The sequence below is a fragment of the Maritimibacter sp. 55A14 genome (assembly GCF_003122205.1).
Classification (GTDB): domain Bacteria; phylum Pseudomonadota; class Alphaproteobacteria; order Rhodobacterales; family Rhodobacteraceae; genus QEYE01.
Genome location: NZ_QEYE01000006.1, coordinates 41,788 through 66,289 on the forward strand (window position 1 = coordinate 41,788; position 24,502 = coordinate 66,289).

Genomic DNA, 24,502 nt, shown 5'->3' on the forward strand with positions numbered 1-24,502 from the left:
AATGTACGGAACCGTTTAGGCGAAAGCGCGCAGCGCATCAAGGCTGGTCACGGCCTGTGTGGCGCCTGTGGCGGGGTTGCGCCGGGCATTGCGTCCGGTTCGGGATCGGGAGGCAGGCATGGCGGATCGCAGCGGTATCTTCGGCGGTGACGATCCTTTCGCCATCGCGCGCCGCTGGCTGGACGAGGCCGAAGCGACGGAACCCAACGATCCCAACGCGATAGCGCTGGCGACGGTGGATGCCTCCGGCATGCCCAACAGCCGCATGGTGCTGCTCAAGGAGATCGAGGCGGCGGCGTTCGTCTTCTATACCAACTACGAGAGCGTGAAGGCGCAGGAGATCGAGGCGGCGGGCAAGGCGGCGTTTGTGATGCACTGGAAATCCTTGCGCCGGCAGATCCGCGTGCGCGGTCTGACCAGCCGCGAGGAAGGCCCGAAGGCGGACGAATATTTCGCGTCGCGCTCGCTCAAGAGCCGTCTGGGCGCCTGGGCCTCGCGCCAGTCGCAACCGCTGTCGTCGCGCGCTGCGCTGATGGCGGAAGTGGCGAAGGTGACCGCACAGCATGGCCTGTCGCCGCCCCGGCCGCCCTTCTGGGGAGGGATTCGGATTACGCCGCTGGAGATCGAGTTCTGGGCCGATGGCGCCCACAGGTTGCATGACCGTTTCCGCTGGGTTCGCGCAGAGGTGGAAGCCCCTTGGAACATTGCCCGCCTGAGCCCGTGAAATTCACGCATCGCGAATTGCGGGCTTGCGTCACCGGCCAATTTCTCCCTTGAATCGGTCTTCCGGTTAACCAATACAGGTTAACGGGGGTGACGTTTAAGCGTATCCAGCGCTTGCAATGGAGGAAAACCAGACTTGACCGATGAGGAAAAGATTTGGGGACAGGTCAAATGGTTCGACGCGACGAAGGGATTCGGTTTCGTTGTTGCCGATGAAGGCGGGCCGGACATCCTCCTTCACGCAAATGTGCTGCGCAATTTCGGCCAAAGTTCGATCGCGGACGGCTCGGTCGTGTACATCGCCGTGCAGGCGACCGAACGCGGCAAGCAGGCGACGGAAGTCTTCGAGATATCCGCCCCGCGCGACGCGGAGGGCGGCGCCGAACCGGCCACATCGCCCGAACTGCCGGCTGATCTGAGTGACGTTCCGTTGGAGCCCGCGCGGGTGAAATGGTTCGACAAGATCAAGGGGTTCGGCTTTGCCAATGTTTATGGCCGGCCCGAGGATGTCTTCATCCATATGGAAGTGCTACGCAGTTGCGGCATGGCCGATCTGATTCCGGGCGAGGCGATCTGCATTCGGGTCATCGAAGGCCCGCGCGGCCAGATGGCCGGCGAAGTCCGCAGTTGGGAATTCGGCCAGAAGGAAGCCGAAAAGTGACACGTCTTCTTCTGCTGTTGCTGGTACTCGTCCTGGGCGGTCCCGCGATTGCCGAAAGCTGTGCGCCCGACCGTGTCGATCTGCGCGGCGACTGGGGCCGCGCGAGTTTCACGGTGGAGGTCTCCGACACGCCCGAGACCCGCGCCCGCGGCCTGATGTATCGCAAGAAGATGGACCGTTTTGCAGGGATGCTCTTCGTCTTCGATGCACCGATGCACGCGCGGTTCTGGATGAAGAACACGCTGATCCCGCTCGACATGCTGTTTCTCGGGCCGGACGGCCGGGTGCGCCGGATCGTGGAGAATGCCGAACCGCAGAGCCTGGAGCCGCGCGACGGCGGACCGGGCGTGGCCTATGTGCTGGAGATCAACGGCGGGACGGCGGCACGTCTGGGTATCGCGCCGGGCAACGCCCTCAGGCATCCGCGAATCGACTCGGAAACCGCCGCCTGGCCCTGCCCGTGATGGCATCGGCTCTTTCCAAGGGGCCGCGCTGGTTGTAGAGACAGCGCGTCGGGGCGTGGCGCAGCCTGGTAGCGCGACGGTTTTGGGTACCGTAGGTCGTGAGTTCGAATCTCGCCGCCCCGACCACTCCCTTTTCGGACTTCCAGACCCCCTTCCGCGCGCCGCCATCTTCAGGCCCGGCCGAAGGAATTGCGGCTAACGCGCCGGGCTCCAAACGAAAACCCCGACACTGCCGCGCCGCGCGGCCGCACGGCCCCTTTACGGCGACTCGGCGCGGCCCCGACGAATACCCTCGGGTCAACTGGAAAATTGGCCGTGATCGAAAACTTTTCCGTTGACCGAAGTGCCCAACATACGTCAATTTGTGTGGGCCGACGCGATAAACACCATATCTAGTGTGAGGGCCGTCAGCATCTCTAGGGGGCTGCATCCCGCCGGTCAGGGTAGACGACCGGATCAGGCGGGCACCTGCCGGAGTACAGGCAGGAAGACAGAACCGGAGACGATGAGGACAGGGAGGCACTGTAGCCTTTCGAAAAACGACCCGAATGCCGGCACGGCGGGACAACCGCGGGCCGGGAACAGAAGAATTGCGACTATGGGGCAGAAATGAAGATTGACCGCAGATTCACCACCGAAGCCGCCGACGCCTACGCGGCGCTGGAGTTCACCACGACGGCGTCTGAGATTCGCAACCCGGACGGCACGGTGGTGTTCCGGCTCGATGAAATCGAGGTTCCCAAGTCCTGGTCGCAGGTCGCCTGCGATGTGCTGGCACAGAAGTATTTCCGGAAGGCCGGTGTGGCTGCGCGGTTGCGTCGGGTGAAGGAAAAGGGCGTGCCGGAGTTTCTGTGGCGCTCCGTGCCCGACGAGGCGGCACTAAAGGACATGCCCGAGGACGAGCGCTATGGCGGCGAGACCTCGGCCAAGCAGGTCTTCGATCGGCTGGCCGGCGCCTGGACCTACTGGGGCTGGAAGGGCGGCTACTTCACCACCGAGACCGACGCGCGCGCCTATTTCGACGAGATGCGCGTCATGCTGGCCCGCCAGATGGCCGCGCCCAACTCGCCGCAATGGTTCAACACGGGGCTGCACTGGGCCTATGGCATCGACGGTCCGGGGCAGGGCCATTTCTACGTCGATTTCAAGACCGGCAAACTGACCCGCTCCAAATCCGCCTATGAGCATCCGCAGCCGCATGCCTGCTTCATCCAGTCGGTCAAGGACGACCTGGTGAGTGATGGCGGCATCATGGATCTCTGGGTGCGCGAGGCGCGGCTCTTCAAATACGGCTCGGGCACCGGCACCAACTTCTCGTCGCTGCGCGCCGAGGGCGAGCGGCTGTCGGGCGGCGGCAAGTCCAGCGGTCTCATGGGCTTCCTGAAGATCGGCGACCGTGCGGCGGGTGCGATCAAGTCGGGCGGCACCACGCGGCGCGCGGCCAAGATGGTGATCTGTGACATGGATCACCCCGATATCGAGGAATTCGTCAACTGGAAGGTCCGCGAGGAGCAGAAAGTGGCGAGCCTGGTGGCCGGCTCCAAGATCCACGAGGCGCATCTCAACGAAATCTTCGCGGCGATCGGCGCCTGGGACGGGCTGGCCAAGGACGCCGCCGATCCGGCAAAGAACGCGGCCCTGAAATCCGCGATCCGGGCGGCCAAGAAGATGCGCATTCCGGAGACCTACATCAAAAGGGTGCTGGATTACGCGCGGCAGGGCTATAGCGCGATCGAGTTCCCGACCTATGACACGGACTGGGATTCGGAAGCCTATTCAAGCGTTTCCGGGCAGAACTCCAACAACTCGGTGCGCGTGACCGATGCCTTCCTGAAGGCGGTGCGCGACGATGCCGACTGGGAACTCTTGCGCCGCACCGACGGCAAGGTCGCCAAGACCGTCAAGGCGCGCGCGCTGTGGGAGGATGTGGGCCACGCCGCCTGGGCTTGCGCCGATCCCGGCATTCAGTTCCACGATACCGTCAACGACTGGCACACCTGCCCCGAGGACGGGCCGATCCGCGGCTCCAACCCGTGCTCGGAATACATGTTCCTCGACGATACGGCCTGCAATCTGGCCTCGATGAATCTGCTGAGCTTCTATCGCGATGGCGCGTTCCGGTCCGAGGATTACGTGCATGCCTCGCGGCTCTGGACGCTGACTCTGGAAATCTCGGTGCTGATGGCGCAATTCCCGTCGCGCGAGATCGCGCAGCGCTCCTATGACTTCCGGACGCTGGGACTGGGCTACGCCAATATCGGCGGGCTGCTGATGACCATGGGCTATGGCTACGATTCCGACGAAGGGCGCGCACTCTGCGGTGCGCTGACGGCGGTGATGACCGGCGTGGCCTACGCGACCTCGGCCGAGATCGCGGGCGAGGTGGGGCCGTTTCCGGGCTATGCGCGCAACGCCGATCACATGCTGCGGGTGATCCGCAACCATCGGCGCGCCGCCTATGGCCATGCCGACGGCTACGAGGCGCTGGCCACCAAGCCGGTGGCGCTGGACTACAACAATTGTCCCGATCAGGGGCTCGTCGCGCTGGCGCAGTCCGCTTGGGACGAGGCGCTGCGGCTGGGCGATCTGCACGGCTACCGCAACGCGCAGGCCACCGTGATCGCGCCCACGGGCACGATCGGGCTGGTTATGGATTGCGACACGACAGGGATCGAGCCGGACTTCGCCCTGGTGAAGTTCAAGAAGCTCGCGGGCGGTGGATACTTCAAGATCATCAACCGCTCGGTCCCGGCCGCGCTGGAGGCGCTTGGGTATTCTCCCGCCCAGGTCGAAGAAATCGTCTCCTACGCGGTCGGGCATGCCAGCCTCGGCAATGCGCCGGGTATCAACCACACCGCGCTGCTGGGGCACGGCTTCGGCGAGGCGGAGATCGCCAAGATCGAGGGCGCGCTGCCTTCGGCCTTCGACATCCGCTTCGTCTTCAACCAGTGGACGCTGGGTGAGAGCTTCTGCACCGAAGTCCTTGGCATACCGACGCAAAAGCTGAACGACCCCACTTTCGACATGCTCCGCCACCTGGGCTTCTCCAGGGCGCAGATCGAGGTTGCGAACGATCATGTCTGCGGGACCATGACGCTGGAGGGCGCGCCGCATCTGAAGGCCGAGCATTACCGGGTCTTCGACTGTGCCAATCCCTGCGGCAAGAAGGGCCGCCGCTTCCTGGGCGTGGCCAGCCATATCCGCATGATGGCGGCGGCGCAGAGCTTCATCTCCGGCGCGATCTCCAAGACGATCAACATGCCCAACGACGCCAGCATCGAGGATTGCCAGCGCGCCTACGAGCTCTCGTGGTCGCTGGGGGTCAAAGCCAATGCGCTCTACCGTGACGGCTCGAAGCTCAGCCAGCCGCTGGCCGCGAGCCTGGTGGAGGATGACGAGGAGGCCGAGGAAATCCTCGCCACCGGCAGCAACCAGCAGAAGGCGCAGGTGCTGGCCGAGAAGATCGTCGAGAAGGTCGTGGTCAAGGAGATCATCAAGTCCCACCGCGAGAAGCTGCCCGAGCGCCGCAAGGGCTACACCCAGAAAGCCATCGTCGGCGGCCACAAGGTCTATCTGCGGACCGGCGAATACGAGGACGGCAATCTGGGCGAAATCTTCATCGACATGCACAAGGAAGGTGCGGGCTTCCGCGCGATGATGAACAATTTCGCCATCGCGGTCTCGGTCGGGCTCCAATACGGCGTGCCGCTGGAGGAGTTCGTGGAAGCCTTTACCTTCACCCGGTTCGAGCCGGCGGGCATGGTGCAGGGCAACGACTCGATCAAGAACGCGACCTCAATCCTCGACTACATCTTCCGGGAACTGGCGGTCAGCTATCTCGACCGCACGGACCTGGCCCATGTGAAGCCCGAAGGCGCCGCGTTCGACGATCTCGGACAGGGCGAGCAGGAGGGCAAGCCGAACGTCGCCAATGTCTCCGACACCTCCGCCTCGCGGTCGATCGAGTGGCTCAAGCAGGTCTCCTCTACCGGTTATCTGCGCAAGCGTCTGCCGCAGGAACTGGTGGTGTTGCAGGGCGGGATGGACGTGGCCGCCACCGCCAGCGCCGCGGCGGTGTCGATGGATGCCGATGTCGCGCTCCAGGCCCTGGTGCCGGACACCGGCGGGGCCACACGGATCGACGCCCGCACCAAGGCCAGAATGCAGGGCTACGAGGGCGATCCCTGCGGGGAATGCGGAAACTACACGCTGGTGCGCAACGGCACCTGCATGAAATGCAACACCTGCGGGGGGACCAGCGGGTGTAGTTGAAAGGACATACGGGTCACGGGGCGGGTGCGCTCGCCCCTGACGCTCGCCAGGCCGCAGGCAGAAATATTCCGAGCGGTACAATGATGAGCCTGGTCAGCGAGACTTAACGGGGCGCCTTCGGGCGCCCCTTTTTCCTTCCCGCATCGCCGGACGTCACCCGGATGTGACGCGCGCGTGCCTTGCCGCGGGGCAGGGGGCGCCTAGTATTTCGGTCAGAGACCCAAACCTGCCCGGAGGATGCCCGATGTTCGCTACGCTCGACCGCCGCCATCTCCTGGCCCTCTCGCTGGGCGCAGGGGCAGCCGCGTTCCTGCCCGCTCTGCCGCTCGCCGCTGAACCCGCGCCGATCCTGCCACGCCTCGCGGTGCTGCGCGGGGGCGTGCGCGTGCCGATCCTCGATGCGCTCGGTCCCGCGCCGAAGCTCACACGCCGCATCTTCGATCTCTCCATGCCCGAGCGCGGCATCTCGCTGCGCCGCTTCCCCGAAAGCCTGGCCATGTTCGCGCAGTTCGATGCGACCGGGGAGGGCTTCCTGGAGAAATACGAGGCGATGCTGGGCTGGACCGCGCTGACCGCGGGCTGGGCGATGGGGCTCGATGGCCCGGCCGAATTGCGCTACCGGACCGATGACGGTCGGTGGGCGCGGCCGCAGCTCTTCTGGATGCGCCAGGCCGAACGGCGCTACCTGTCGGGCGTGGCGGAGCGTTACCCGGAGGGCCGCGCGGCCAAGCGCGCGATGACGACCTTCATGTACCGCCATGCCAAGACCAGCGGCGATCCGGTCTGGATCGACGGCCGCCGCGTGGGCGGGATGATCAGCGGCGGCGGGGGCGAGCGCAACAACTGAGCGCCGGTGCGGGCCTCATTCCTCGCGCCCGTGGGCCTTGAGCCGCGCATGCAGATCGCCCGCCTGCGGGTCGCCATCCTCCAGCGCGAAGATATAGGCATGCGTCCAGTAGAAACAGGCCGCGTCGATATCGCCCATCTCATCGGACTTGCCGCCCGCCTCGGCGTAAAGCCGGACCAGCGCCGCCTGGTCGCCCCGCGAATGGGCGTCCAGCAGCGCGTGGTCCAGCGCCGCGTCGCTGCGCGTCATTCGGCGGCCATCTGCCCGCGTGCGGCGCTCAGCCGTTCCGCCACCCAGGCATGGAAGTTATGCGTGGGCCCGTCCATCGCGGGCGAGAAGCGGCCGCCGTCGAACGCGTCGCCGTGGCGGCCCTTCTGCATGCCTTCAACCACGCCGATATCTTCCTCGAAGACCGTCTTCCACAGCACGGCATTGGCCTCGCGCAGGCCGGGATCCGTCGCGTCAGTGGCATAGTAAAGCTCGATATGCTCGATCGTCCTCTCGGGACCCTTGGGTTCCAGGAGGATCGCGAAGGCGTGGTCGCGATGCACCCCGAAGAGCACATTGGGATAGAAAGCCACATATTCCGCGCCTTCGTTCCATTTCGGCGACAGCCCGGCGAAATCCGGAAAAAGCTCGCCGTTGCGGCCCCGGAACTGGCGGTAGACCATCGTGCCCTGGCCGGAATAGGCGCCGGGCTGCTCGATATTGTAGTGATCCTCCAGCCGCGAATAGCTGTTGAGGCCGGGATGGACCCAGGGCAGGTGATAGCTTTCGCAGTAATTCTCCACCGCCAGTTTCCAGTTCGTGTTCACCTCCAGCTTGAACCCCGACTCCGGGCCGCCGTGGAAGACCGGCTGATCGAATTCCTTCCAGCGCTCCATCAGGTCGGAGGCGTACGCGGCGAAGTCCGGCGCGTCGCCCGAGATGTTGACGAAGACGACATCGCGCCAGACATGGCTGCGCATCTCCACGAGGCCCAGCGTATCCCGGTCCACCGCCGCATGGGTGTTGTGGCCCGGCCCGCCGACATGGGGCGTGGCCACCAGCTTGCCCTTCAGGCTGTAGGACCAGCTATGGTAGGGGCAGCGGATCATGCCCCTGAGCTTGCCCTTGCCCTGCACCAGGATCATGCCGCGATGGCGGCAGGTGTTCTGGAAGACGCGCACCTCGCCGTCATTGTCGCGTACGATCACCAGCGGCAGGCCCAGGAAATCCACCGGGTTGGCATCGCCCGGCTCCGGCACGTCCTTGCCGAAGCCCAGCCCGGCCCAGGTGCCGTGGAGGATCGTCTTCTTCTCCTCCTCGAACATGGCCGGATCGACGTAATGCGCGTTGGGCAGGCCATTGGCATGGGTGACGTCGCGCAGGACGGCGGACAGGTCATCGTGACGGGGCATCAACTCACCTCTGTGCTGACTTATGCGGTGAGGCTAGATTTGCGGCTCCGTCGCTGCGTGTAAATTTCCGACACGGCGATCTTGAAACGCGCCGCAAACAAACTTTCCGGTCACGACCATTCATCGCCCAGAAGCGACATCACCGTGTCGTCTTCGCCCAGCGCGAGTTCCGCACGCAGCGCCCGCCGCGCGCGCGAAAGGCGCGACATGACGGTGCCCGGCGCGATGCCTTGGGCGCGGGCGAGGTCGCGGTAATTGTCGGTGCCCTGTGCGATCATCGTCAGCAGCGCCCGGTGATGCGGCGCGAGCCGCGCGATGGCGGCCCGCACGTCGCGGCAGGCCAGCCCCGCGCTGGCGGCGTGCGGGGTCTCCGCGGGCGGCTCCTCCTCCAGTGGCTCGCCCTGTCGCGCCGCGCGCCGGTAGCGGTCGCGCCAGAGATTTCGCAGCACGCTGAAGCCATAGCGGCGCGGATCGCTGATCCGCCCGTCCGACCGAAGCCGCGCCAGCAGCCGCAATGCGGCGTCCTGCGCAAGGTCGTCAGCCTGTTCGCGCGGGCCGCCCAGATGTCGCGCCACGGCGCGAAACTCAGGGGCAAGGCGGGCCACGATCTCATCGGGGGAGGGGGGCAAACCGGCCGGGCGCATGACTCAACACTCCATCCTCTTGGATGGCTCAATAATGGTAAATCCACGCGAAAACAGCAAGTTGGCGAATTTCCGCCAGAGCGTGTTCCGGGGCCGGATCCTGCCGGATTTCCGCAGGATGCCGCCGATCCGTGCATCCTGGCCCGGCGGTTATCGGCTCAAGTCGCGGGATCGGACGGGTTCCGTTCCAGGGCAGGGAATAGACGGCGCTCCGGGGCGTCTACTTGGGTGGAAGGCACGTATCGGCCTTCCAGACGGTTCTTGAAAGGAGACCTAATATGACTCTGCGACTGATCACCCTGACCGCCGCCATCGGCCTTGGCGCCGCCTCTCTCGCCTGGGCCGAAAGCGCCGACAGCGACGGTGACGGAATGCTCTCGCTGGGCGAGGTGCTGGCGGCCTATCCCTCCATTGACGAGGCCACCTTCACCGCCATGGACGGCAATGGTGACGGGGTCCTCGACGAGACCGAGATCCAGGCCGCCAGGGAGTCGGGCACGCTGCCCGCCCAACAGGACGGCTGACGCAGACGAAACCGCCCCGGCCCGCGTGCGGGCCGGGGCGTGCGTTTCTCACCCGTGCAATCAGGCCTCAGGCCCCGCGCGAGATGGCGGCGACGCCGGTGCGCGCCACCTCGATCAGGCCCAGCGGGCGCATCAGTTCGGCGAAGGCGTCGATTTTCTCGCTCGTGCCGGTCATCTCGAAGACGAAGCTCTCCAGCGTGGAATCGACGACATTGGCGCGGAAGATGTCGGCCAGCCGCAACGCCTCCACCCGCTTTTCACCGATGCCTGCCACCTTGATCAGCGCCAGTTCTCGCTCCACCGCCGGACCCTCCACCGTCAGGTCGTGGACCTCGTAGACCGGTACCATGCGCCCAAGCTGCGCCTTGATCTGCTCGATCACCGCGGGCGTGCCGGTGGTGACGACGGTGATGCGCGAGCGGTGGCCCTCGTGGTCCACTTCGGCCACCGTCAGGCTCTCGATATTGTAGCCGCGCCCCGAGAAGAGCCCGATTACCCTCGCCAGCACCCCCGCCTCGTTGTCGACGATCACGGCCAGGGTATGGGTCTCCATCACCTCGGCATTGGGGTCGCGCAGGTCATAGGCCGAATGCCGCGACGTGCCCTTCTTGATTTTCAGCGGAGACATCTGCCCATCACCTCGTCTTCATCTTTCCTGAAATACTCCCGGGGCGCGCGGGGGGCAGGCAGCCCCCCGCTCCTCCGTCTCAGACAAGCACCGCGCCCGACGACCCGATCGCGTCCGAGGTCGAGGCCTCGCCCAGCAGCATCTTGTTGTGCGGCTCGCCGCTCGGGATCATCGGGTAGCAGTTCTCGTGCTTTTCCACGACGCAGTCGAAGATCACCGGCCCGTCATAGTCCAGCATCTCCTGGATCGCGTCGTCCAGATCGCCGGGCCGGTCGCAGCGGATACCCTTGGCCCCGAAAGCCTCGGCCAGCTTGACGAAATCGGGCAGGCTTTCCGACCAGCTATGCGAATAGCGCTCGCCATGCAGCAGTTCCTGCCACTGGCGCACCATACCCAGGCGTTCGTTGTTGAGGATGAACTGCTTGACCGGCAGCCGGTACTGCATCGCGGTGCCCATCTCCTGCATGTTCATCAGCCACGACGCCTCGCCCGCCACATTGATGACCAGGCTTTCGGGATGCGCGACCTGCACGCCGACCGAGGCCGGCAGCCCGTAGCCCATCGTGCCCAGCCCGCCGGAGGTCATCCAGCGATGCGGGTCCTCGAAGCCCAGATATTGGGCGGCCCACATCTGGTGCTGGCCGACCTCGGTCGTGATATAGCGGTCACGCCCCTTGGTCAGCGCCTCCAGCCGTTGCACGGCGAATTGCGGCTTGATGGTCTTGGCGGAGTTCTTGAAGCTCAGGCAATCGACGGCGCGCCAGTCCGCGATCTGCGTCCACCATTTCGCGACCCCCGCCTTGTCGGTCTTGGCGCCGCGGGATTTCCAGATCCGCAGCAGATCCTCGAGAACGTGGGTCACGTCACCCACGATCGGGACATCGACATGGATCGACTTGTTGATCGAGCTGGGGTCGATGTCGATATGGGCCTTGCGCGATTTCGGGCTGAAATCGGCGACCCGCCCGGTAATCCGGTCGTCGAAACGCGCGCCGACATTGATCATCAGGTCGCAGCCATGCATCGCCAGATTGGCCTCGTAGGTGCCGTGCATGCCCAGCATCCCCAGCCAGGCCGGCCCGCTGGCGGGGTAGGCGCCCAGACCCATCAGGGTCGAGGTGACAGGGAAGCCCGTCGCCTCGGCCAGTTCGCGCAGCAAGCGGCTGGCCTCGGGCCCGGAATTGATGACGCCGCCGCCGGTGTAGAAGACCGGGCGCTTCGCCGTCTCCATCATTTCGGCCAGTTCCGTGATCGCGTCCACATCGCCCTTCACCTTGGGCGCGTAATGGCCCATCCGGGCCTTCTGCGGCGGGGTATAGGTGCCGGTTGCGAACTGCACGTCCTTGGGCAGATCGACGACCACCGGGCCGGGCCGGCCGCTCGTGGCGACCTGAAACGCCTGGTGGATCGTCTCGGCCACCTTGTCGGGGTCCTTGACCAGCCAGTTATGCTTGGTGCAGGGGCGGGTGATGCCCACCGTGTCGGCTTCCTGGAAGGCGTCATTGCCGATCATGAAGGTCGGCACCTGCCCGGTGAGCACGACAATCGGAATGCTGTCCATCAGCGCGTCGGTGATCCCGGTCACCGCGTTGGTCGCGCCGGGCCCCGAAGTGACCAGCACCACGCCCGGCTTGCCGGTGGAGCGGGCATAACCCTCGGCCGCGTGGACCGCGCCCTGTTCGTGGCGCACCAGGATGTGGCGGATGTCGTTCTGCTGGAAAATCTCGTCATAGATCGGAAGCACCGCGCCGCCGGGATAGCCGAAGACCACGTCCACCCCCTGATCCTTGAGGGCCTGAACCACCATTTTTGCGCCGGTCATGACCTTGGTCATCGCTTTCGTCTCCGTTTTCCGTGTCGGTACGGGCGCCGGGGCGTCCGCATAAAAAAGCCCCCGAAGTTTCGGGGGCGCATGGGGTACGGGCAGGTTGCCGTTACTGGCCCATGCGCTGTCGTCCTGCAAGTACGAGAATGCCCATCTTCTCTCCGGTATGTGTCGCGGTTGCTCCGGTTTTCCGCCCAGACCTTATGCACGTGCAGCAAGGGGCGTCAATATGACCGGCTGGAGAAAATGTCGCAAACGGCGCCTCTGCGGCAATTTTCTTTCCGAATTTCCGGGCGGCCCTCAAAAATCGACGCCGGTGCCCTGGAGCACGCCATGCTCCAGCGCGTAGCGTGTGAGCCCGGCGGTCGAGGAGATGCCCAGCTTGCGCTTGATGTTCTTGCGATGCGTCTCCACCGTGCGCACCGAGATGTCGAGCCCCAGTGCCACCTCCTTGTTGGACTTGCCCTGGGCCAGTTCAAGCAGGATCGTCTGTTCGCGGCTGGTCAGCGGCTCACGCCCGTCGGCGGTGGCGGGCTTCAGCCGCGCACTGGCCCCGGTGCAGAGATACTGCCGGCCCGCATGGACGGCGCGGATCGCCACGCAAAGCTCCTCGGTCGGCACGTCCTTGAGCACATAGCCCATCGCGCCGTGGCGCAGGGCCGTGGTGATGTATTCGGGACTGTCATGCATCGACAGGATCAGCACCCGCGTTCCTGGCGTGCGTTCCTGGATGATCTCGGTCGCCGAAAGCCCGCTGACGCCCGGCATGTTGAGGTCGAGCAGGATCACGTCCGGCGCCAGGTCGCGGAACCGGTCCAGCACTTCCTGCCCGGAAGAAAGCGTCGCGATCACCTCTATATCCTCGTAGGTTTCGAGTATCGCGCGGATGCCTTCGACGACCATCGGGTGGTCATCGGCGATCAGAATCCGGATCGGTGTCATTGTGCTGGAACCTTCATTGGTTTTTCGGGGGGCAGCATGTGGCTGAGCGGGACCTTAGCCTCGATCAGCGTGCCGTCGGAGGTGGAGAGGATGCGCAGCGCGCCGCCCAGCCGGTCCATGCGTTCCTGCATGTTGCGCAGGCCCAGGCCGGGGTTGTGATTGTCGCTGCCTTCGGCCATGCCGCAGCCATTGTCGCGGATGCGCAGCGTGGCGCCGGATTTGTGGCCGAAGGCCTCCAGCGTGACGCGGGTGGCGCCGGAATGGCGTTCGATATTGGTCAGCGCCTCCTGCGCGATCCGGTAGAGCGCAATCTTCGCGTCCTTGTCCAGACGGTTGCGGAAGACCACCGTCTCGAATTCGGTCTCGATGCCGGTACGCCTGGCGAAATCGTCGGTCAGGGTCTGAAGCGCGGGACCCAGCCCCAGATCGTCCAGCACGCCCGGACGCAAGTCGCGGCTGATCCGGCGGACCTCCTGGATGGCGCCGTTCAGCCCGTCCATCGCGCCGGTGATCGTTTCGGAGGCCCGCGCGTCGCCGGAGCGTACGCGCCGCGCCGCCAGTTCGAGCGCATAGCGGACGGCCACCAGGATCTGGCTGATGCTGTCGTGCAACTCGCGTGCGACGCGGCCGCGCTCCTCCTCCTGGGTGTCGAAGATGCGCTGGGTCAGTGCCTTGAGCTTGGCGTCGGCCAGCCGCCGCTCGCGGATGTTGATGAAGAGCCCGGAGCCGAAGACGAGCAGCAGCGCGCCCACGGTGATCGCGCCGATCCACAGGAAGGTGCGCCGGACCCGCGCCTCGGTCGCCGCGCGGGCGGAGGCCACGCCTTCCAGCACGTCGTCGATGAAGATGCCGGTGCCTATGGCCCAGCGCCAGTCCTGGAGCCCCACCACATAGGCCACCATGCGCGCCGTCTCGCCGGTCGAAGGCTTGGGCCAGTCGTAGCTGTGATAGCCGCCGCCGAAGCGCGCGATCCGGAGCAACTCGTCCACCACCGGCGTGCCGTTCACGTCGCGCAGGCCCAGCCAGTTGCGGCCGATCAACTCGGTCTGGCGCGGGCTGACGAGGTTGTTTCCCTCGTAATCGTAGACGAAGAAGAACCCGTCCTGGCCGTAGATCATGGCCGACAGGATCTGCGTGACCTTCAGCTTGGCGGCCTCGTCGTCGGGCAGGGCGGGGCCGTAGACGTCGTAGAAGGCGGTGCGCGCTATGGAGATGTAGTTCTTCAGCTCTGCCTTCTTGGCGGCAATGAGCTGGCGTTCCAGCGTCGCGATCTCCTGATTGGCGAGTTGCCGCGACTGCACCGCGACCAGGATCGCGATCGACGCCGCGGCCAGGATCAGCGGCACAGTGGCCAGCGCAAAGAGTTTCTGCCCGTAGCTCAGCGCAAGCATCCTGCGCATTCTGGAAGCAAGGCTGGCCATGTCTTCGGGTTGTCTCTCGGCGGCATCCGGGGCGGCGCAATCATGCGGAATAGGCCCTCGGGCGTCAACTTGGGACAGTTGCGCGAAAAATCGGCGATCGCGGCTTTCGCGGGCGGCTTCACAGCCATGTGAGCCCGCTTTCTACGTGTTACTAGGTATTTCATTGTGAATAAGCCCGCGCTAGGGTCACGACACTAAGGATCCGCCCGGCCGAACGGGCTGGGCATGCCATTGGGAGGAAACACATGGATCGCCGTTCTTTTCTGAGGACTTCTGCGCTTGGTGGCTCTGCCGCCGCGGCCGCGACGCTTGCCGCGCCGGCCTATGCGCAGGGCCAGCGCACGCTGACGCTGGTCACCACCTGGGGCCGCGGGCTGGCGGGCGTGCATGACGCCGCGCAGCGTTGCGCGGACAACATCACCGCGCTGACCGACGGTCAGCTCACCATCGACCTGAAGGCCGCGGGCGAGCTTGTGGGCGCCTTCGAGGCGTTCGACGCCGTGACGTCCGGCCAGGCCGACATGTATCACGGGGCCGACTATTATTTCGTGGGCCAGCATCCGGGCTATGCCTTCTTCACCGCCGTGCCCTTCGGCATGACACCGCAGGAGCTTATCAACTGGTACTACCATGACGGCGGCCACGAGTTGCATGACGAACTGGGCCAGATCTTCGGGCTGAAATCCTTCCTGGGCGGCAATACCGGCGCGCAGGCGGGCGGCTGGTTCGCCAAGGAGATCACCGGACCCGAGGATTTCAACGGCCTCAAGTTCCGGATGCCGGGGCTCGGCGGCAAGGCGCTCGGAAAGCTGGGCGCGTCGGTGCAGAACCTGCCCGGCTCGGAAGTGTACCAGGCGCTTGCTTCCGGCGCGATCGACGGGACCGAGTGGATCGGCCCCTGGGCGGACGAGAAGGCGGGCTTCCAGGAGATCACCAAAATCTACTACACCGCCGGCTTCCACGAGCCCGGTGCCGGCCTGTCGCTGGCCACCAACCGTGCAGTCTACGATAGCCTCTCGCCGGCGCATCAGAAAGCCATCGAGGTGGGTGCTGCCGAGGCCAACCAGTGGAACCTGGCGCAGTTCCTGACCCAGAACGGCGCGGCGCTCAAGCGTCTGCAGGGTGCGGGCGTCCAGATCAAGGAGTTCCCGGACTCGGTCTGGGATGCCTTCGGCGAGGCCAGCCAGGCCGTCCATGACGAGAACCTGGGCGACGATCTCTACAAGAAGATCTACGACAGCGCGATGGCTTCCATGAAGTCCTCCTCGGCCTGGATCAAGACGTCGTCCGGCGCCTATACCGCGCAGCGCGACCGCGTGCTGGGCTAAGGCGGACACACCTACGCAAGATGCCCGCCCCCGGTTCTGAGCGGGGGCGGGACATCGCGGAAACCGGCGCAGACCGGACCGCGCGGGGTATCTGGGGGAAGTCATGCTCGACGCGCTCGGTTGGATCCTGTCCAACATTCTTCAGGCATTCGTGAATGTCGGCTATGCCGTGACACATCCCGGCATGTGGCTCGACTGGTCCGACAAGGAATCTCTGATCCGCTTCATTTATTACGGCGGCTCGCTGGAGTTTTTCTTCGCCATTCTGGTGGCTTTCCTGATCCTCACGGGGTTGGGGATCTGGCGCAAGGGCATCATGTGGGCCTGCGTGCGGGTGCTGGAAGGCATCGGCAACACCGCCGGCCGGCTCGCCGCGTGGGCGGGGCTGATCATGGTTCTGCAGCAGATCATGATCGTCTTCCTGCAACGGGTCTTCCGTGTCTCGGAAATCTCTGTCGGCCCGTTCGGCACGGTCTTCACCCGCGATCTGAGCTGGTATTCCGAAGAACTCAAGCTCTACAACGCGATCGTGGTGGCACTCTGCGTCTCCTACACCTTCATCCAGGGCGGGCATGTGCGGGTCGATCTGTTCTATGCGGGCGCGTCGCGGCGCGCCAAGAAGATCATCGACATGTGCGGCGCGATCCTCTTCATGATGCCGGTCGCGGTACTGACCTGGCTCTATGCCTGGTTCTTCATGTGGCGCCATCTGATTACGCCCAAGGTCTCGGCCACCGACAAGCTGGACCTGATGCTGCGCAAGGCGCAGATCGTGAAATGGAATGTCGAGACGATCGGCTTCTCGCCCAACGGCTTCGACGCCTATTTCCTCTTCAAGGTGCTGATGGTGGCCTTCGTGGCGCTCGTCTTCCTTCAGGCCGTGGCCTTCTTCTACCGCTCGCTGCTGGAGCTGCGCGAAGGGCCGGAAGCGGAGGGCAGATATCTCGACAAGGATACGCTCGGCGAGGGCGAAGAAGCCTATGAAGGCTCTCACTAAAAGGGGCGGGAATACATGCTATTCGGTCTAGACGGCGTAGAGATCGGCCTGATCATCGTCTTTCTCTGCCTCTTCTCGGGGATCATGTCGGGCTTTCCGGTGGCCTTCGCCATCGGCGGCGCCGGGATCATCTCCTTCGCGATCGTCGCCGCGCTCGACAGCGCCGGGCTGCTGATCCATCAGGCGGTGGATACCGGCAGCGACGCCTATCGGGCGCTGGTCGCGGACGGTGTGTCGCGGCTCGACATATCGAAGTTCCGATATCCCGACATTCCCGTGACCGAGACACCGCTCTTCCCGCGCGGATGGGAGGATGCGCTCAATCGCAACCTCTCATTCATCGTCAACCGCATGAACGAACGCGTCTTTGCCGGTGCGGCGATCGAGACGTTGCTGGCGGTTCTGATGTTCGTGCTGATGGGCATCACGCTGGAGCGGTCCAAGATCGCCGAGGACCTGCTGACCACGATGGCCCGCGTCTTCGGTCCGTTGCCGGGCGGGCTGGCGGTGTCGGTCGTCGTGGTGGGCGCGTTCCTCGCGGCCTCCACAGGCATCGTGGGCGCGACGGTCGTGACCATGGGGCTTCTGTCGCTGCCGACGATGCTCAGAAACGGCTATTCGGCGGAACTGTCCACCGGGGTGATTGCCGCCTCGGGCACGCTGGGGCAGATCATTCCGCCCTCCATCGTGATCGTGCTTCTGGGCACCCTGGCGGGCGACCTCTATTCCACCGCGCAGGAGACGCGGGCGATGGCGGCGGGCTGCTCGGACGCGCTGACCTATCTGGGCGAGGCCGCGGTGGTTTCGGTGGGCACGCTCTTTCAGGCAGCGCTGCTGCCGGGGATATTGCTGGCCTTCCTTTATGCGGCCTATGCGTTCGGCTACGCGCTCTTCAACCCCTCCAAGGCGCCGCCGGTCATCTCGGACGAGCCCGCAAAGGGCGATATCATCACCCGGAGCGAGGCGCTGACCTGGTTCCTGGGCGTGCCGATCCTGCTGATCGGGCTGACAGTCGCGGCCTTCTCCGTCGGTATCGCGGGCAGCCAGGACACCACGGTTTCGGGCTATTCGGTAGCCGGAACCGAGGCGGTGCTGCGCACCAATGTCTCGGACCAGTGCCAGGCCGCGATGATCGAGTTGCACGGGCAGGAGAAATGGGATCTCGCCGTGGCCCAGCAGGCCGAGATCGAGGCTACGGGCGGGGCCGTCACGGCCCATCGGCTGAGTGTCGAGGAACTGGCAGCACAAGAGGCCGAGAAGATCGCAAATATCGCCCCGCTGGGTACCGGCGTCGTGGTCTCCTTCCTGGTGCTTGCGCTGGTGCTGACCACGGCACGCGGCATCGCGCCCACCGCGGATGTCCGGCCGATTGCGATCGGGCTGGCGGGCGTCGTGCTGGCGCTACTGGCCGACGTCTTCCTGATCGGGCCGCTTATGTCGCCGGGCGCCATGTTCCTGATCCTGGCGATCCCCATCGCCATCACGCTCTGGGGTTGCCGTTATGCCGCCGGGCTGCTGGCACAGAACGACCTGCTGCGCGTGGTCTTCCCGCCGCTGGTGCTGATCGTCGCCGTGCTCGGCTCGATCCTTGGCGGGATCACAAACCCCACGCCCGCTGCGGCGCTCGGCGCGGGCGGGGCGATCATGCTGGCGGCCTACCGCAAGCTCCAGGCCGAGCAGAAGTCCGGCAAGATGATCCTGATCGCCACGTTCGCGATGATCGTCATGCTGCTGGCGGGGATCAATTTCGATCTGCGGGTGAATATCGAAGAAGTATCAGCGCAAAGCTGGATCGCCTACCTGATCGCGCAGGCGTGCTACACCATCGCGTTCCTCGGGCTGATCTACGCCTGCTGGGTGCTCTACCGCACATCCGTCCTTTCGCCGGTGGTTCGCGAGACGGCCAAGGTCACCTCGATGGTCTTCACAATCCTGATCGGCTCGCAGCTTCTGAACCTCGTGGTGATCTCCTTCGGGGGCGAGCATTACATCCAGGATTTCCTGCGCTCCTTCGACCGCGAATGGGTGGTCTTCCTTATCGTGATGCTGGTCCTCTTCATCCTGGGCTTCGTGCTCGATTTCCTGGAGATCATCTATATCGTCATCCCGATCGTGGGGCCGGTGATCTATGGCGGGTCCATGGACCCGAAATGGGTGACGATCATGATCGCGGTCAACCTGCAGACCAGCTTCCTGACGCCGCCCTTCGGCTTCGCGCTCTTCTACTTGCGCGGTGTGGCGCCGCCGCAGGTGACGACGGGCCATATCTATCGCGGCGTGCTGCCCTTCGTGCTGATCCAGGTACTCGGGCTGCTGTTGCTGTGGCTTTTCCCCGATGTGGTGACGATCCTGCCTCAACTGATACCGTCCGGCTGAAAAGGCAGTCCGCGCCGGAAACCGAAACGGCCGCCCACGCAAGGGCGGCCGTTTTCGCGTTTGTGCGGTTCCGGAGGGGGGTCAGACCTTGGGGGTCTTGGGCAGCACTGCGCTGGTGTCGGGAAGGCTGATATTGGCGACCTGCTCGACGATCGGATCGACCTCGAGCGGGTGGGCCTCGGCCGCGTGATCGGCCGGGTTGCCGATATCCTGCCAGCGGCCGTTCTTGTAGATCTCCAGCGCGCCGAACCGGGCCTTGTAGGCCATCTTGCGGCTGCCGGGCACCCAGTAGCCCAGATAGACGTAAGGCTGTCCGGTCTCACGGGCGATTTCGATATGGTCGAGAATGATATAGGTGCCCAGGGAGCGCGGCGAGGCTTCGGGATCGAAGAAGGAATAGACCATCGACAACCCGTCCGACAGGACGTCGGTCAGGCAGACCGCCACCAGGTCGTCGGGCCCGCCGGTACCGGTGCGGCCGCGGTATTCCACCACGCGTGAGCGCACCGGCGTCTCCTCGATCATGGCGGCGAACTCGAAAATGTCCATGTCGGCCATGCCGCCATCGGAGTGGCGGACATCCAGATAGCGGCGGAAGAGATCGTATTGCGCCTCGGTGGCCCAGGGCGAGCTGGCCTCCCGCCGCAGGGCCGAGTTGCGCCGGATCGCGCGCCGCTGGCTTTTCGTGGGCCGGAAATCGGCCACCCGTACCCGTGCGGAGAGACAGGCGGAACAATCCGCGCAGGACGGCCGGTAGAGCACGTTCTGCGAGCGGCGGAACCCCTGTTGCGAGAGCGTGTCGTTGAGCGTGGTCGCATGCTCGCCATGCAGCGCCGTGAAAAGCTTGCGCTCCATCCGGCCCTCCAGATAAGGGCAAGGCTGCGGCGCCGTCACGTAGAATTGGGGCGCTATGGGCAGTGTATGACGCATATGACCGTTTGCCGTTGTGAGTGGGCAAAGCCTAGCAAGCGTTTTTTGTTGTCACAACAGTTTTAAGCCCCGGTAAACCCGGCCGGGTTCAGTACCGGTCTGCGGGCCGGTTTATCGCTGTCGTGCCCAGGGCCATGTCGTGCAGTCCCTGGCCGCGCGACGTGGTCGCCATCAGCACGATGCTGATCAATTGCGGCAGCACGAAGGCGGCGATCACCGAGTAGACGAGCGTGTGCAGCACGGCCTCGACCGTGTCCAGCCGGTGACCGCGGCCGCCGCGTATCTCGATGGCCATGATCTGCATCCCCGGCGTGGCCGAATTGCGCGCCAGGAAGAAGGACCGATAGGCGAAATGCACCGCAACGAAAATCGCGGGGAACATGAACAGCGTCAGGAACAGCGTCGCCGCCACGACCAGAAGCGAGGCGAGGCTTATCAGGATCGTGTCCGCGACCCACGCGATGAGCCGTTTCATGGGCACGTCGCGGTAGAATTGCGGATCCGTCTCGGGATCGGGAAGGGCGGTAAACTGCATATCCATTACGCTGATCTGGGGAAGGCGGTTCGAAAAGTAAAGACCGCCCCGGAACAGGGGCGGTCCAGCGGCGCGCAGGCGACCGGGGTCAGCCGTTTGCGCCGGTTTCGGGCGCGGGGCTTTCGGCCTGCGTGCGGTCCTTCATGAACTGGTCGAACTCGGCCTTGTCGCGGGCGTCACGCAGACGCTGGAGGAAAGCCTCGAAGGCTTCCTGTTCCTCTTCCAGCCGGCGCAGGGTTTCTGCCTTGTAGCTGTCGAAGGCGGAGTTGCCGCTGGGCCGAATGCCGTGACGGCGGCAGCGGTCGGATTGCGGGCTGCGGCGAGAACAGGCGAACATGCGTTTGCTCCATATCATGTAGGCAAGAAGGGCCAGCCCAACGGGCCAGAAGAGAATGAAACCCAGAACCATCGCGGCGATCCAGGCGGGCTTGCCGCGCTCGTCGAGCCAGGTTTCAGCCTGGGCGGGCCATGTCGTGATCGTGCTCATCGGGTGCTCCTTGAGGCTTCGGCTATGTGAATGTTAATCACATTTACATAACTGGTGGAGCGGCATTCGTTTTGCAATAGGGGGATGCGGATTTTTTCGCAGGCTCAGGCGTCGGGGGACAGAAGCCCGAGACCGCGCAGATATATCCCGATGCCGCTCTCCAGCAGTTCCTCTGGCGTGAAAGGACCCTTGGCGCCCGGCGCGCCGCGGGCGAAAAGCTCGACCACGCCGTGGCTCATCGCCCATATATGGGCGCTGAACATCGCCGCGGGCGGGCGCCGGTCGGGCGGCAGATGCTCGGAAAGCGCCTGTGCGGCGCGGTTGAGCGTCTCGCGTGCCCGTGATGCCGCGAGCGCCAGTTCCGGATTGGCGTTGATCGACAGCCCGCTCTCGAACATCGCGATGTAATGGCCGGGATGTTTGCGCGCGAAGGCCAGGTAGGCCCGCCCTGTCGCCTCGAACGCGGCCAGGGCGGAAGGCCGGCCGTCGTCATAGGCCGCGTCCATCACCTCGGCGAAAATCACGAAACCCTGCCGGGCGGCCTCGGCGATCAGATCCTCCCGGCCCTTGAAATGGCGATAGGGCGCGGCGGCGGAAACGCCGGCGCGCTTGGCGGCCTCGGCCATGGTGAAACCCTGCGGGCCGGTCTCCTCGATCAGCGCCAGGGTGGCATCGACCAGGGCCTGCCGCAGATTGCCGTGATGATAGCCGCGCTTAGACATCCCAGATATCGGGCCCACCGCAGATCTTCGGATCCGGTGCGCGGGCGACCCCGGCATCCTTGCGGGCATAATCGAGCCGCGCCAGCACGTGGCGCAGCGCGGCCAGGCGCGCGCGCTTCTTGCAGTCAGACCGGATCACCGTCCATGGCGCTTCCGGGGTGTGGGTGCGCGCGAAGGTCTCGGCGATGGCGGCTGAATAGGCGTCCCAGCGCGCCAGCCCTTCGACGTCGATGCGCGAGACCTTCCATTGCTTGAGCGGGTCGCGCTCGCGCTTGAGGAAGCGGCGCAACTGCTCGGCCCGCCCGACATTGAGCCAGAGCTTGATCAGGGTGATCCCCTCATGCACCAGCATGTCCTCGAATTCCGGTACCTGATGGAAGAACTGCTCGCGTTCGGTCGGGGTGCAGAAGCCGAAGACATGCTCCACCACCGCGCGATTGTACCAGCTCCGGTCGAATAGCGTGATCTCGCCGGCCGCGGGCAGATGCGGGATGTAGCGCTGGAAATACCATTGCGTGGCCTCGCGGTCGGACGGCTTCGAGAGCGCCACGACACGCGCCACGCGCGGGTTGAGGTTCATGCGGAAGCGCTTGATCGTGCCGCCCTTGCCGGCCGCGTCGCGCCCTTCGAAGACGACCGCGATGCGCGCGCCGCTGTCCTGCGCCCAGCGCTGTAGCTTGACCAGCTCGATCTGCAGCGCATCCATTTGTGGCTCGTAATCCTTGCGCCTCATCTCGGCGTCATAGGGGTAGTCCGGGTTGAGGATTTCGTCCTTGCCGCCATCGCGAATCGCATCGCGCACGGCTTGCGGCGCGGCCTCGTCGAGATAGCGGCTGATGGCGCCGTCGAAGGGCAGTTGCATCGATCTCTCCCGGTCTCGTGGGGCCAGTATGGCGGTTATCGCGGGCTGTGCAATCGGGCGCGCGTGGCGACCCGCCGGATGGCCGCCAGCGTATCCTCCGTGGCGGCGTGGTGGGGCATGTGCCCGATCCCGTCGAGCACCGTCAGTCTTGCATCGGGCAACTGCCGGGCCAGCGGGCGGGAATGCACGTCGATGGGCACCGTGTCATCGGCGGTGCCGTGCAGGATTTCCACCGGCAACCGAAGTGTGCCGTAGCGCGGCGACATCGCAGCGAGGTGGGGCCTGAGCGCATTGACCTGCCGGATGTTGTGGCGCAGCGCGCCCCGGCGGATCGAGAGCGGCGCACCTATCGTGTCGAAATAGCCCGGCGGCGGGGATTGCGGGGCGAAGACGGCCCGCACCGAGGCTTCGAGCCGCGCGCGGGGCAGGAATGCCGTGATGAGCGGGATCAGCACGCGCTGGCCGAACCCGGTGCCCAGATGCCGGTAGAACGGCGCCAGCCGTCCGGGCCATTCCTGCGCGGCGCCCGCCAGCAACACCAGCCCGGCGGTCCGCTCCGGCGCCTCCAGCGCCCAGGCCAGCGCCACCGCGCCGCCATAGCTGTGCCCGAGAACGAGCGGGCGCTCTACCCCCAGCGTGCGAGCCGCGCGGATCAGGACGCGCGCCTGTTCGGCGGGGCTTTCGCCCAGTCCGTGCAGCGGATCGCTGTAGCCCAGGCCGGGTCGGTCGAAGGCGATGATGCGGAAGTCGCGCGCCAGCGCGTCCACGAAAGGGGCCATGATCGCGCGGGTGTTGCCGCCCGCGCCGTGGAGCAGGACCAGATCAGGACCCTCGCCCGTCACCTCGACATGCAGCCGCGCGCCGTCCACGTCCAGAAAGCGTCCGCGCGGGGGCCAGGCGGCCTCGGCCTCGGCTTCGCGCTGCCCCGCGCGCCGGTCCACCCAATACGCGAGCGCGGGCGTCGCCGCGGCCAGCGCGGCGAGTATGGAAATCGCCCTAGCTGCCAATGAGTGTCATGTCGAACGGCGTGGACTGGTAGATCTCGTTGATCCAGTTTCCATAGAGCAGATGAGCGTGGCTGCGCCAGCGGTTCTGCGGCATCCGCGAGGGATCGTCGCCGGGATAGTAGTTGCAGGGCACGTTGATGGGCGTGCCGTTCGCCACGTCGCGGTCGTATTCTTCCTTCAGCGTCAGGCTGTCATATTCGAAATGGTTGAAGATGTAGAGCGCCCGGTGCGCCACGTCCTCCACCAGTGCGGGGCCGACATCGTCGGAGCCCAGCAGCGTCTCCAGCCCCTCGGCGGCGTCGATTTCGTCCTGCCGCATCTCGGTCCAGCGGCTCACCGGGATCACGCAATCGTCCGAGAAGCCGCGCAGATAGGGCGAGGCGGGCTTCAGATTGCGGTGCCGGAAACAGCCGAACGCCTTGCGATCGAGGATATGTTTCTTCACGCCGTGGAAATGATTGATCATCGCCATCCCGCCCCAGCAGACGCCGAAGGTGGACTGCACGTTGCGCTGGGTCCATTCGAAGACCTCCATCATCTCGTCCCAATAGGTCACTCCGTTAAAGGGGAGATGCTCGATGGGGGCGCCGGTGATGATAAGGCCGTCGAACTTGCGCTCCTTCACGGCCTGAAACGGTTGGTAGAACGCCTCCATATGGCTGACCGGCGTGGTCTTGGACTGATGCTCGGTCATGCGGATCAGCGTCAGCTCGATCTGAAGCGGCGTCGCGCCGATCAGGCGCGCGAATTGCGTCTCGGTCTGGATCTTCTTGGGCATCAGATTCAAGAGTCCGATATGCAGCGGGCGGATGTCCTGCCGGGCGGCGCGGCCTTCGCCCATTAGCATCACGCCCTCGCGCTCCAGCACGTCGCGGGCGGGCAGGGTCTCGGGGATGCGGATCGGCAT

The 24,502-nt window shown here is 65.2% G+C and carries 23 protein-coding genes and 1 tRNA gene; 10 read left to right on the forward strand and 14 right to left on the reverse strand.

The features are described from left to right. Window positions 1–118 precede the first annotated feature (118 nt). The 6 genes from pdxH to DDZ14_RS06595 all read left to right on the forward strand — a co-directional run bounded on the left by pdxH (window position 119) and on the right by DDZ14_RS06595 (window position 6,967). Window positions 119–724, forward strand: coding sequence for a pyridoxamine 5'-phosphate oxidase (gene pdxH / locus DDZ14_RS06570; RefSeq protein ID WP_109424161.1), 606 nt, complete (start codon window positions 119–121; stop codon window positions 722–724). Window positions 725–859: 135 nt separating this feature from the next. Further along, the gene (locus DDZ14_RS06575) at window positions 860–1,384 is read left to right on the forward strand and encodes a cold-shock protein (RefSeq protein WP_109424162.1); all 525 of its coding nucleotides are present in this window, start codon (window positions 860–862) and stop codon (window positions 1,382–1,384) included. Beyond that, window positions 1,381–1,848: a DUF192 domain-containing protein gene (locus DDZ14_RS06580; RefSeq protein WP_233252509.1), complete on the forward strand. Its 468-nt coding sequence runs from the start codon at window positions 1,381–1,383 to the stop codon at window positions 1,846–1,848. Before DDZ14_RS06575 ends, DDZ14_RS06580 begins: the two co-directional genes overlap by 4 nt. A gap of 49 nt (window positions 1,849–1,897) precedes the next feature. After that, a tRNA-Pro gene (locus DDZ14_RS06585) sits at window positions 1,898–1,974 on the forward strand. Between the two features lie 483 nt (window positions 1,975–2,457). After that, window positions 2,458–6,120 (forward strand): vitamin B12-dependent ribonucleotide reductase, encoded by a 3,663-nt coding sequence (locus tag DDZ14_RS06590; RefSeq protein ID WP_109424163.1) that lies wholly within the window; start codon window positions 2,458–2,460, stop codon window positions 6,118–6,120. Window positions 6,121–6,364: 244 nt separating this feature from the next. Beyond that, window positions 6,365–6,967 carry a hypothetical protein gene (locus tag DDZ14_RS06595; RefSeq protein WP_109424164.1) on the forward strand — a complete coding sequence of 201 codons (603 nt, stop codon included), beginning with the start codon at window positions 6,365–6,367 and terminating at the stop codon, window positions 6,965–6,967. A gap of 15 nt (window positions 6,968–6,982) precedes the next feature. On the opposite strand, the gene DDZ14_RS06600 is transcribed toward DDZ14_RS06595, so the two are convergent. From DDZ14_RS06600 to DDZ14_RS06610, 3 genes are all read right to left on the reverse strand, one after another. Beyond that, a complete protein-coding gene (locus tag DDZ14_RS06600; RefSeq protein ID WP_109424165.1) occupies window positions 6,983–7,216 on the reverse strand; it encodes a hypothetical protein in 234 nt (77 codons plus the stop codon). Beyond that, window positions 7,213–8,367, reverse strand: coding sequence for an aromatic ring-hydroxylating dioxygenase subunit alpha (locus DDZ14_RS06605; RefSeq protein WP_109424166.1), 1,155 nt, complete (start codon window positions 8,365–8,367; stop codon window positions 7,213–7,215). The genes DDZ14_RS06600 and DDZ14_RS06605 overlap by 4 nt, the downstream gene beginning before the upstream one ends. 110 nt (window positions 8,368–8,477) lie before the next feature. Continuing rightward, on the reverse strand, window positions 8,478–8,972 hold the full coding sequence (locus DDZ14_RS06610) for an RNA polymerase sigma factor (RefSeq protein ID WP_158275468.1): 495 nt from the start codon (window positions 8,970–8,972) through the stop codon (window positions 8,478–8,480). Between the two features lie 317 nt (window positions 8,973–9,289). On the opposite strand from DDZ14_RS06610, the gene DDZ14_RS06615 reads away from it, so the two are divergent. After that, complete coding sequence (locus tag DDZ14_RS06615) at window positions 9,290–9,535, forward strand: hypothetical protein (protein ID WP_109424168.1); 246 nt, start codon at window positions 9,290–9,292, stop codon at window positions 9,533–9,535. A gap of 67 nt (window positions 9,536–9,602) precedes the next feature. Here DDZ14_RS06615 and ilvN read toward each other — a convergent pair whose 3' ends face one another. From ilvN to DDZ14_RS06635, 4 genes are all read right to left on the reverse strand, one after another. After that, window positions 9,603–10,163: an acetolactate synthase small subunit gene (gene ilvN / locus DDZ14_RS06620; protein WP_109424169.1), complete on the reverse strand. Its 561-nt coding sequence runs from the start codon at window positions 10,161–10,163 to the stop codon at window positions 9,603–9,605. A gap of 79 nt (window positions 10,164–10,242) precedes the next feature. Then, a complete protein-coding gene (locus DDZ14_RS06625) occupies window positions 10,243–11,997 on the reverse strand; it encodes an acetolactate synthase 3 large subunit (RefSeq protein WP_109424170.1) in 1,755 nt (584 codons plus the stop codon). Window positions 11,998–12,288: 291 nt separating this feature from the next. After that, entirely contained in the window at window positions 12,289–12,930 is a 642-nt protein-coding gene (locus tag DDZ14_RS06630) for a response regulator transcription factor (RefSeq protein WP_109424171.1), read from the reverse strand. Beyond that, the gene (locus tag DDZ14_RS06635) at window positions 12,927–14,330 is read right to left on the reverse strand and encodes a cache domain-containing protein (protein WP_109424172.1); all 1,404 of its coding nucleotides are present in this window, start codon (window positions 14,328–14,330) and stop codon (window positions 12,927–12,929) included. The genes DDZ14_RS06630 and DDZ14_RS06635 overlap by 4 nt, the downstream gene beginning before the upstream one ends. A gap of 266 nt (window positions 14,331–14,596) precedes the next feature. On the opposite strand from DDZ14_RS06635, the gene DDZ14_RS06640 reads away from it, so the two are divergent. The 3 genes from DDZ14_RS06640 to DDZ14_RS06650 all read left to right on the forward strand — a co-directional run bounded on the left by DDZ14_RS06640 (window position 14,597) and on the right by DDZ14_RS06650 (window position 19,052). Beyond that, on the forward strand, window positions 14,597–15,679 hold the full coding sequence (locus DDZ14_RS06640) for a TRAP transporter substrate-binding protein (RefSeq protein WP_109424173.1): 1,083 nt from the start codon (window positions 14,597–14,599) through the stop codon (window positions 15,677–15,679). A 103-nt stretch (window positions 15,680–15,782) separates the two neighbouring features. After that, entirely contained in the window at window positions 15,783–16,676 is an 894-nt protein-coding gene (locus DDZ14_RS06645; protein ID WP_109424174.1) for a TRAP transporter small permease subunit, read from the forward strand. Window positions 16,677–16,691: 15 nt separating this feature from the next. Then, window positions 16,692–19,052: a TRAP transporter large permease subunit gene (locus tag DDZ14_RS06650; RefSeq protein WP_109424175.1), complete on the forward strand. Its 2,361-nt coding sequence runs from the start codon at window positions 16,692–16,694 to the stop codon at window positions 19,050–19,052. A gap of 81 nt (window positions 19,053–19,133) precedes the next feature. Here the strand turns inward: DDZ14_RS06650 and DDZ14_RS06655 are convergent, their stop codons facing one another. From DDZ14_RS06655 to metA, 7 genes are all read right to left on the reverse strand, one after another. Next, window positions 19,134–19,982 (reverse strand): arginyltransferase, encoded by an 849-nt coding sequence (locus DDZ14_RS06655; protein WP_109424176.1) that lies wholly within the window; start codon window positions 19,980–19,982, stop codon window positions 19,134–19,136. 88 nt (window positions 19,983–20,070) lie between these two features. Then, window positions 20,071–20,523 (reverse strand): RDD family protein, encoded by a 453-nt coding sequence (locus DDZ14_RS06660; protein WP_109424177.1) that lies wholly within the window; start codon window positions 20,521–20,523, stop codon window positions 20,071–20,073. Window positions 20,524–20,605: 82 nt separating this feature from the next. Then, the gene (locus DDZ14_RS06665; protein WP_109424178.1) at window positions 20,606–21,004 is read right to left on the reverse strand and encodes a DUF2852 domain-containing protein; all 399 of its coding nucleotides are present in this window, start codon (window positions 21,002–21,004) and stop codon (window positions 20,606–20,608) included. Window positions 21,005–21,108: 104 nt separating this feature from the next. Next, a complete protein-coding gene (locus tag DDZ14_RS06670; protein ID WP_109424179.1) occupies window positions 21,109–21,726 on the reverse strand; it encodes a TetR/AcrR family transcriptional regulator in 618 nt (205 codons plus the stop codon). Continuing rightward, window positions 21,719–22,588: a polyphosphate kinase 2 gene (gene ppk2, locus DDZ14_RS06675; protein ID WP_109424180.1), complete on the reverse strand. Its 870-nt coding sequence runs from the start codon at window positions 22,586–22,588 to the stop codon at window positions 21,719–21,721. The genes DDZ14_RS06670 and ppk2 overlap by 8 nt, the downstream gene beginning before the upstream one ends. A 35-nt stretch (window positions 22,589–22,623) precedes the next feature. After that, entirely contained in the window at window positions 22,624–23,595 is a 972-nt protein-coding gene (locus tag DDZ14_RS06680; RefSeq protein ID WP_233252510.1) for an alpha/beta fold hydrolase, read from the reverse strand. Further along, a complete protein-coding gene (gene metA, locus DDZ14_RS06685; protein WP_109424181.1) occupies window positions 23,585–24,502 on the reverse strand; it encodes a homoserine O-succinyltransferase in 918 nt (305 codons plus the stop codon). The genes DDZ14_RS06680 and metA overlap by 11 nt, the downstream gene beginning before the upstream one ends.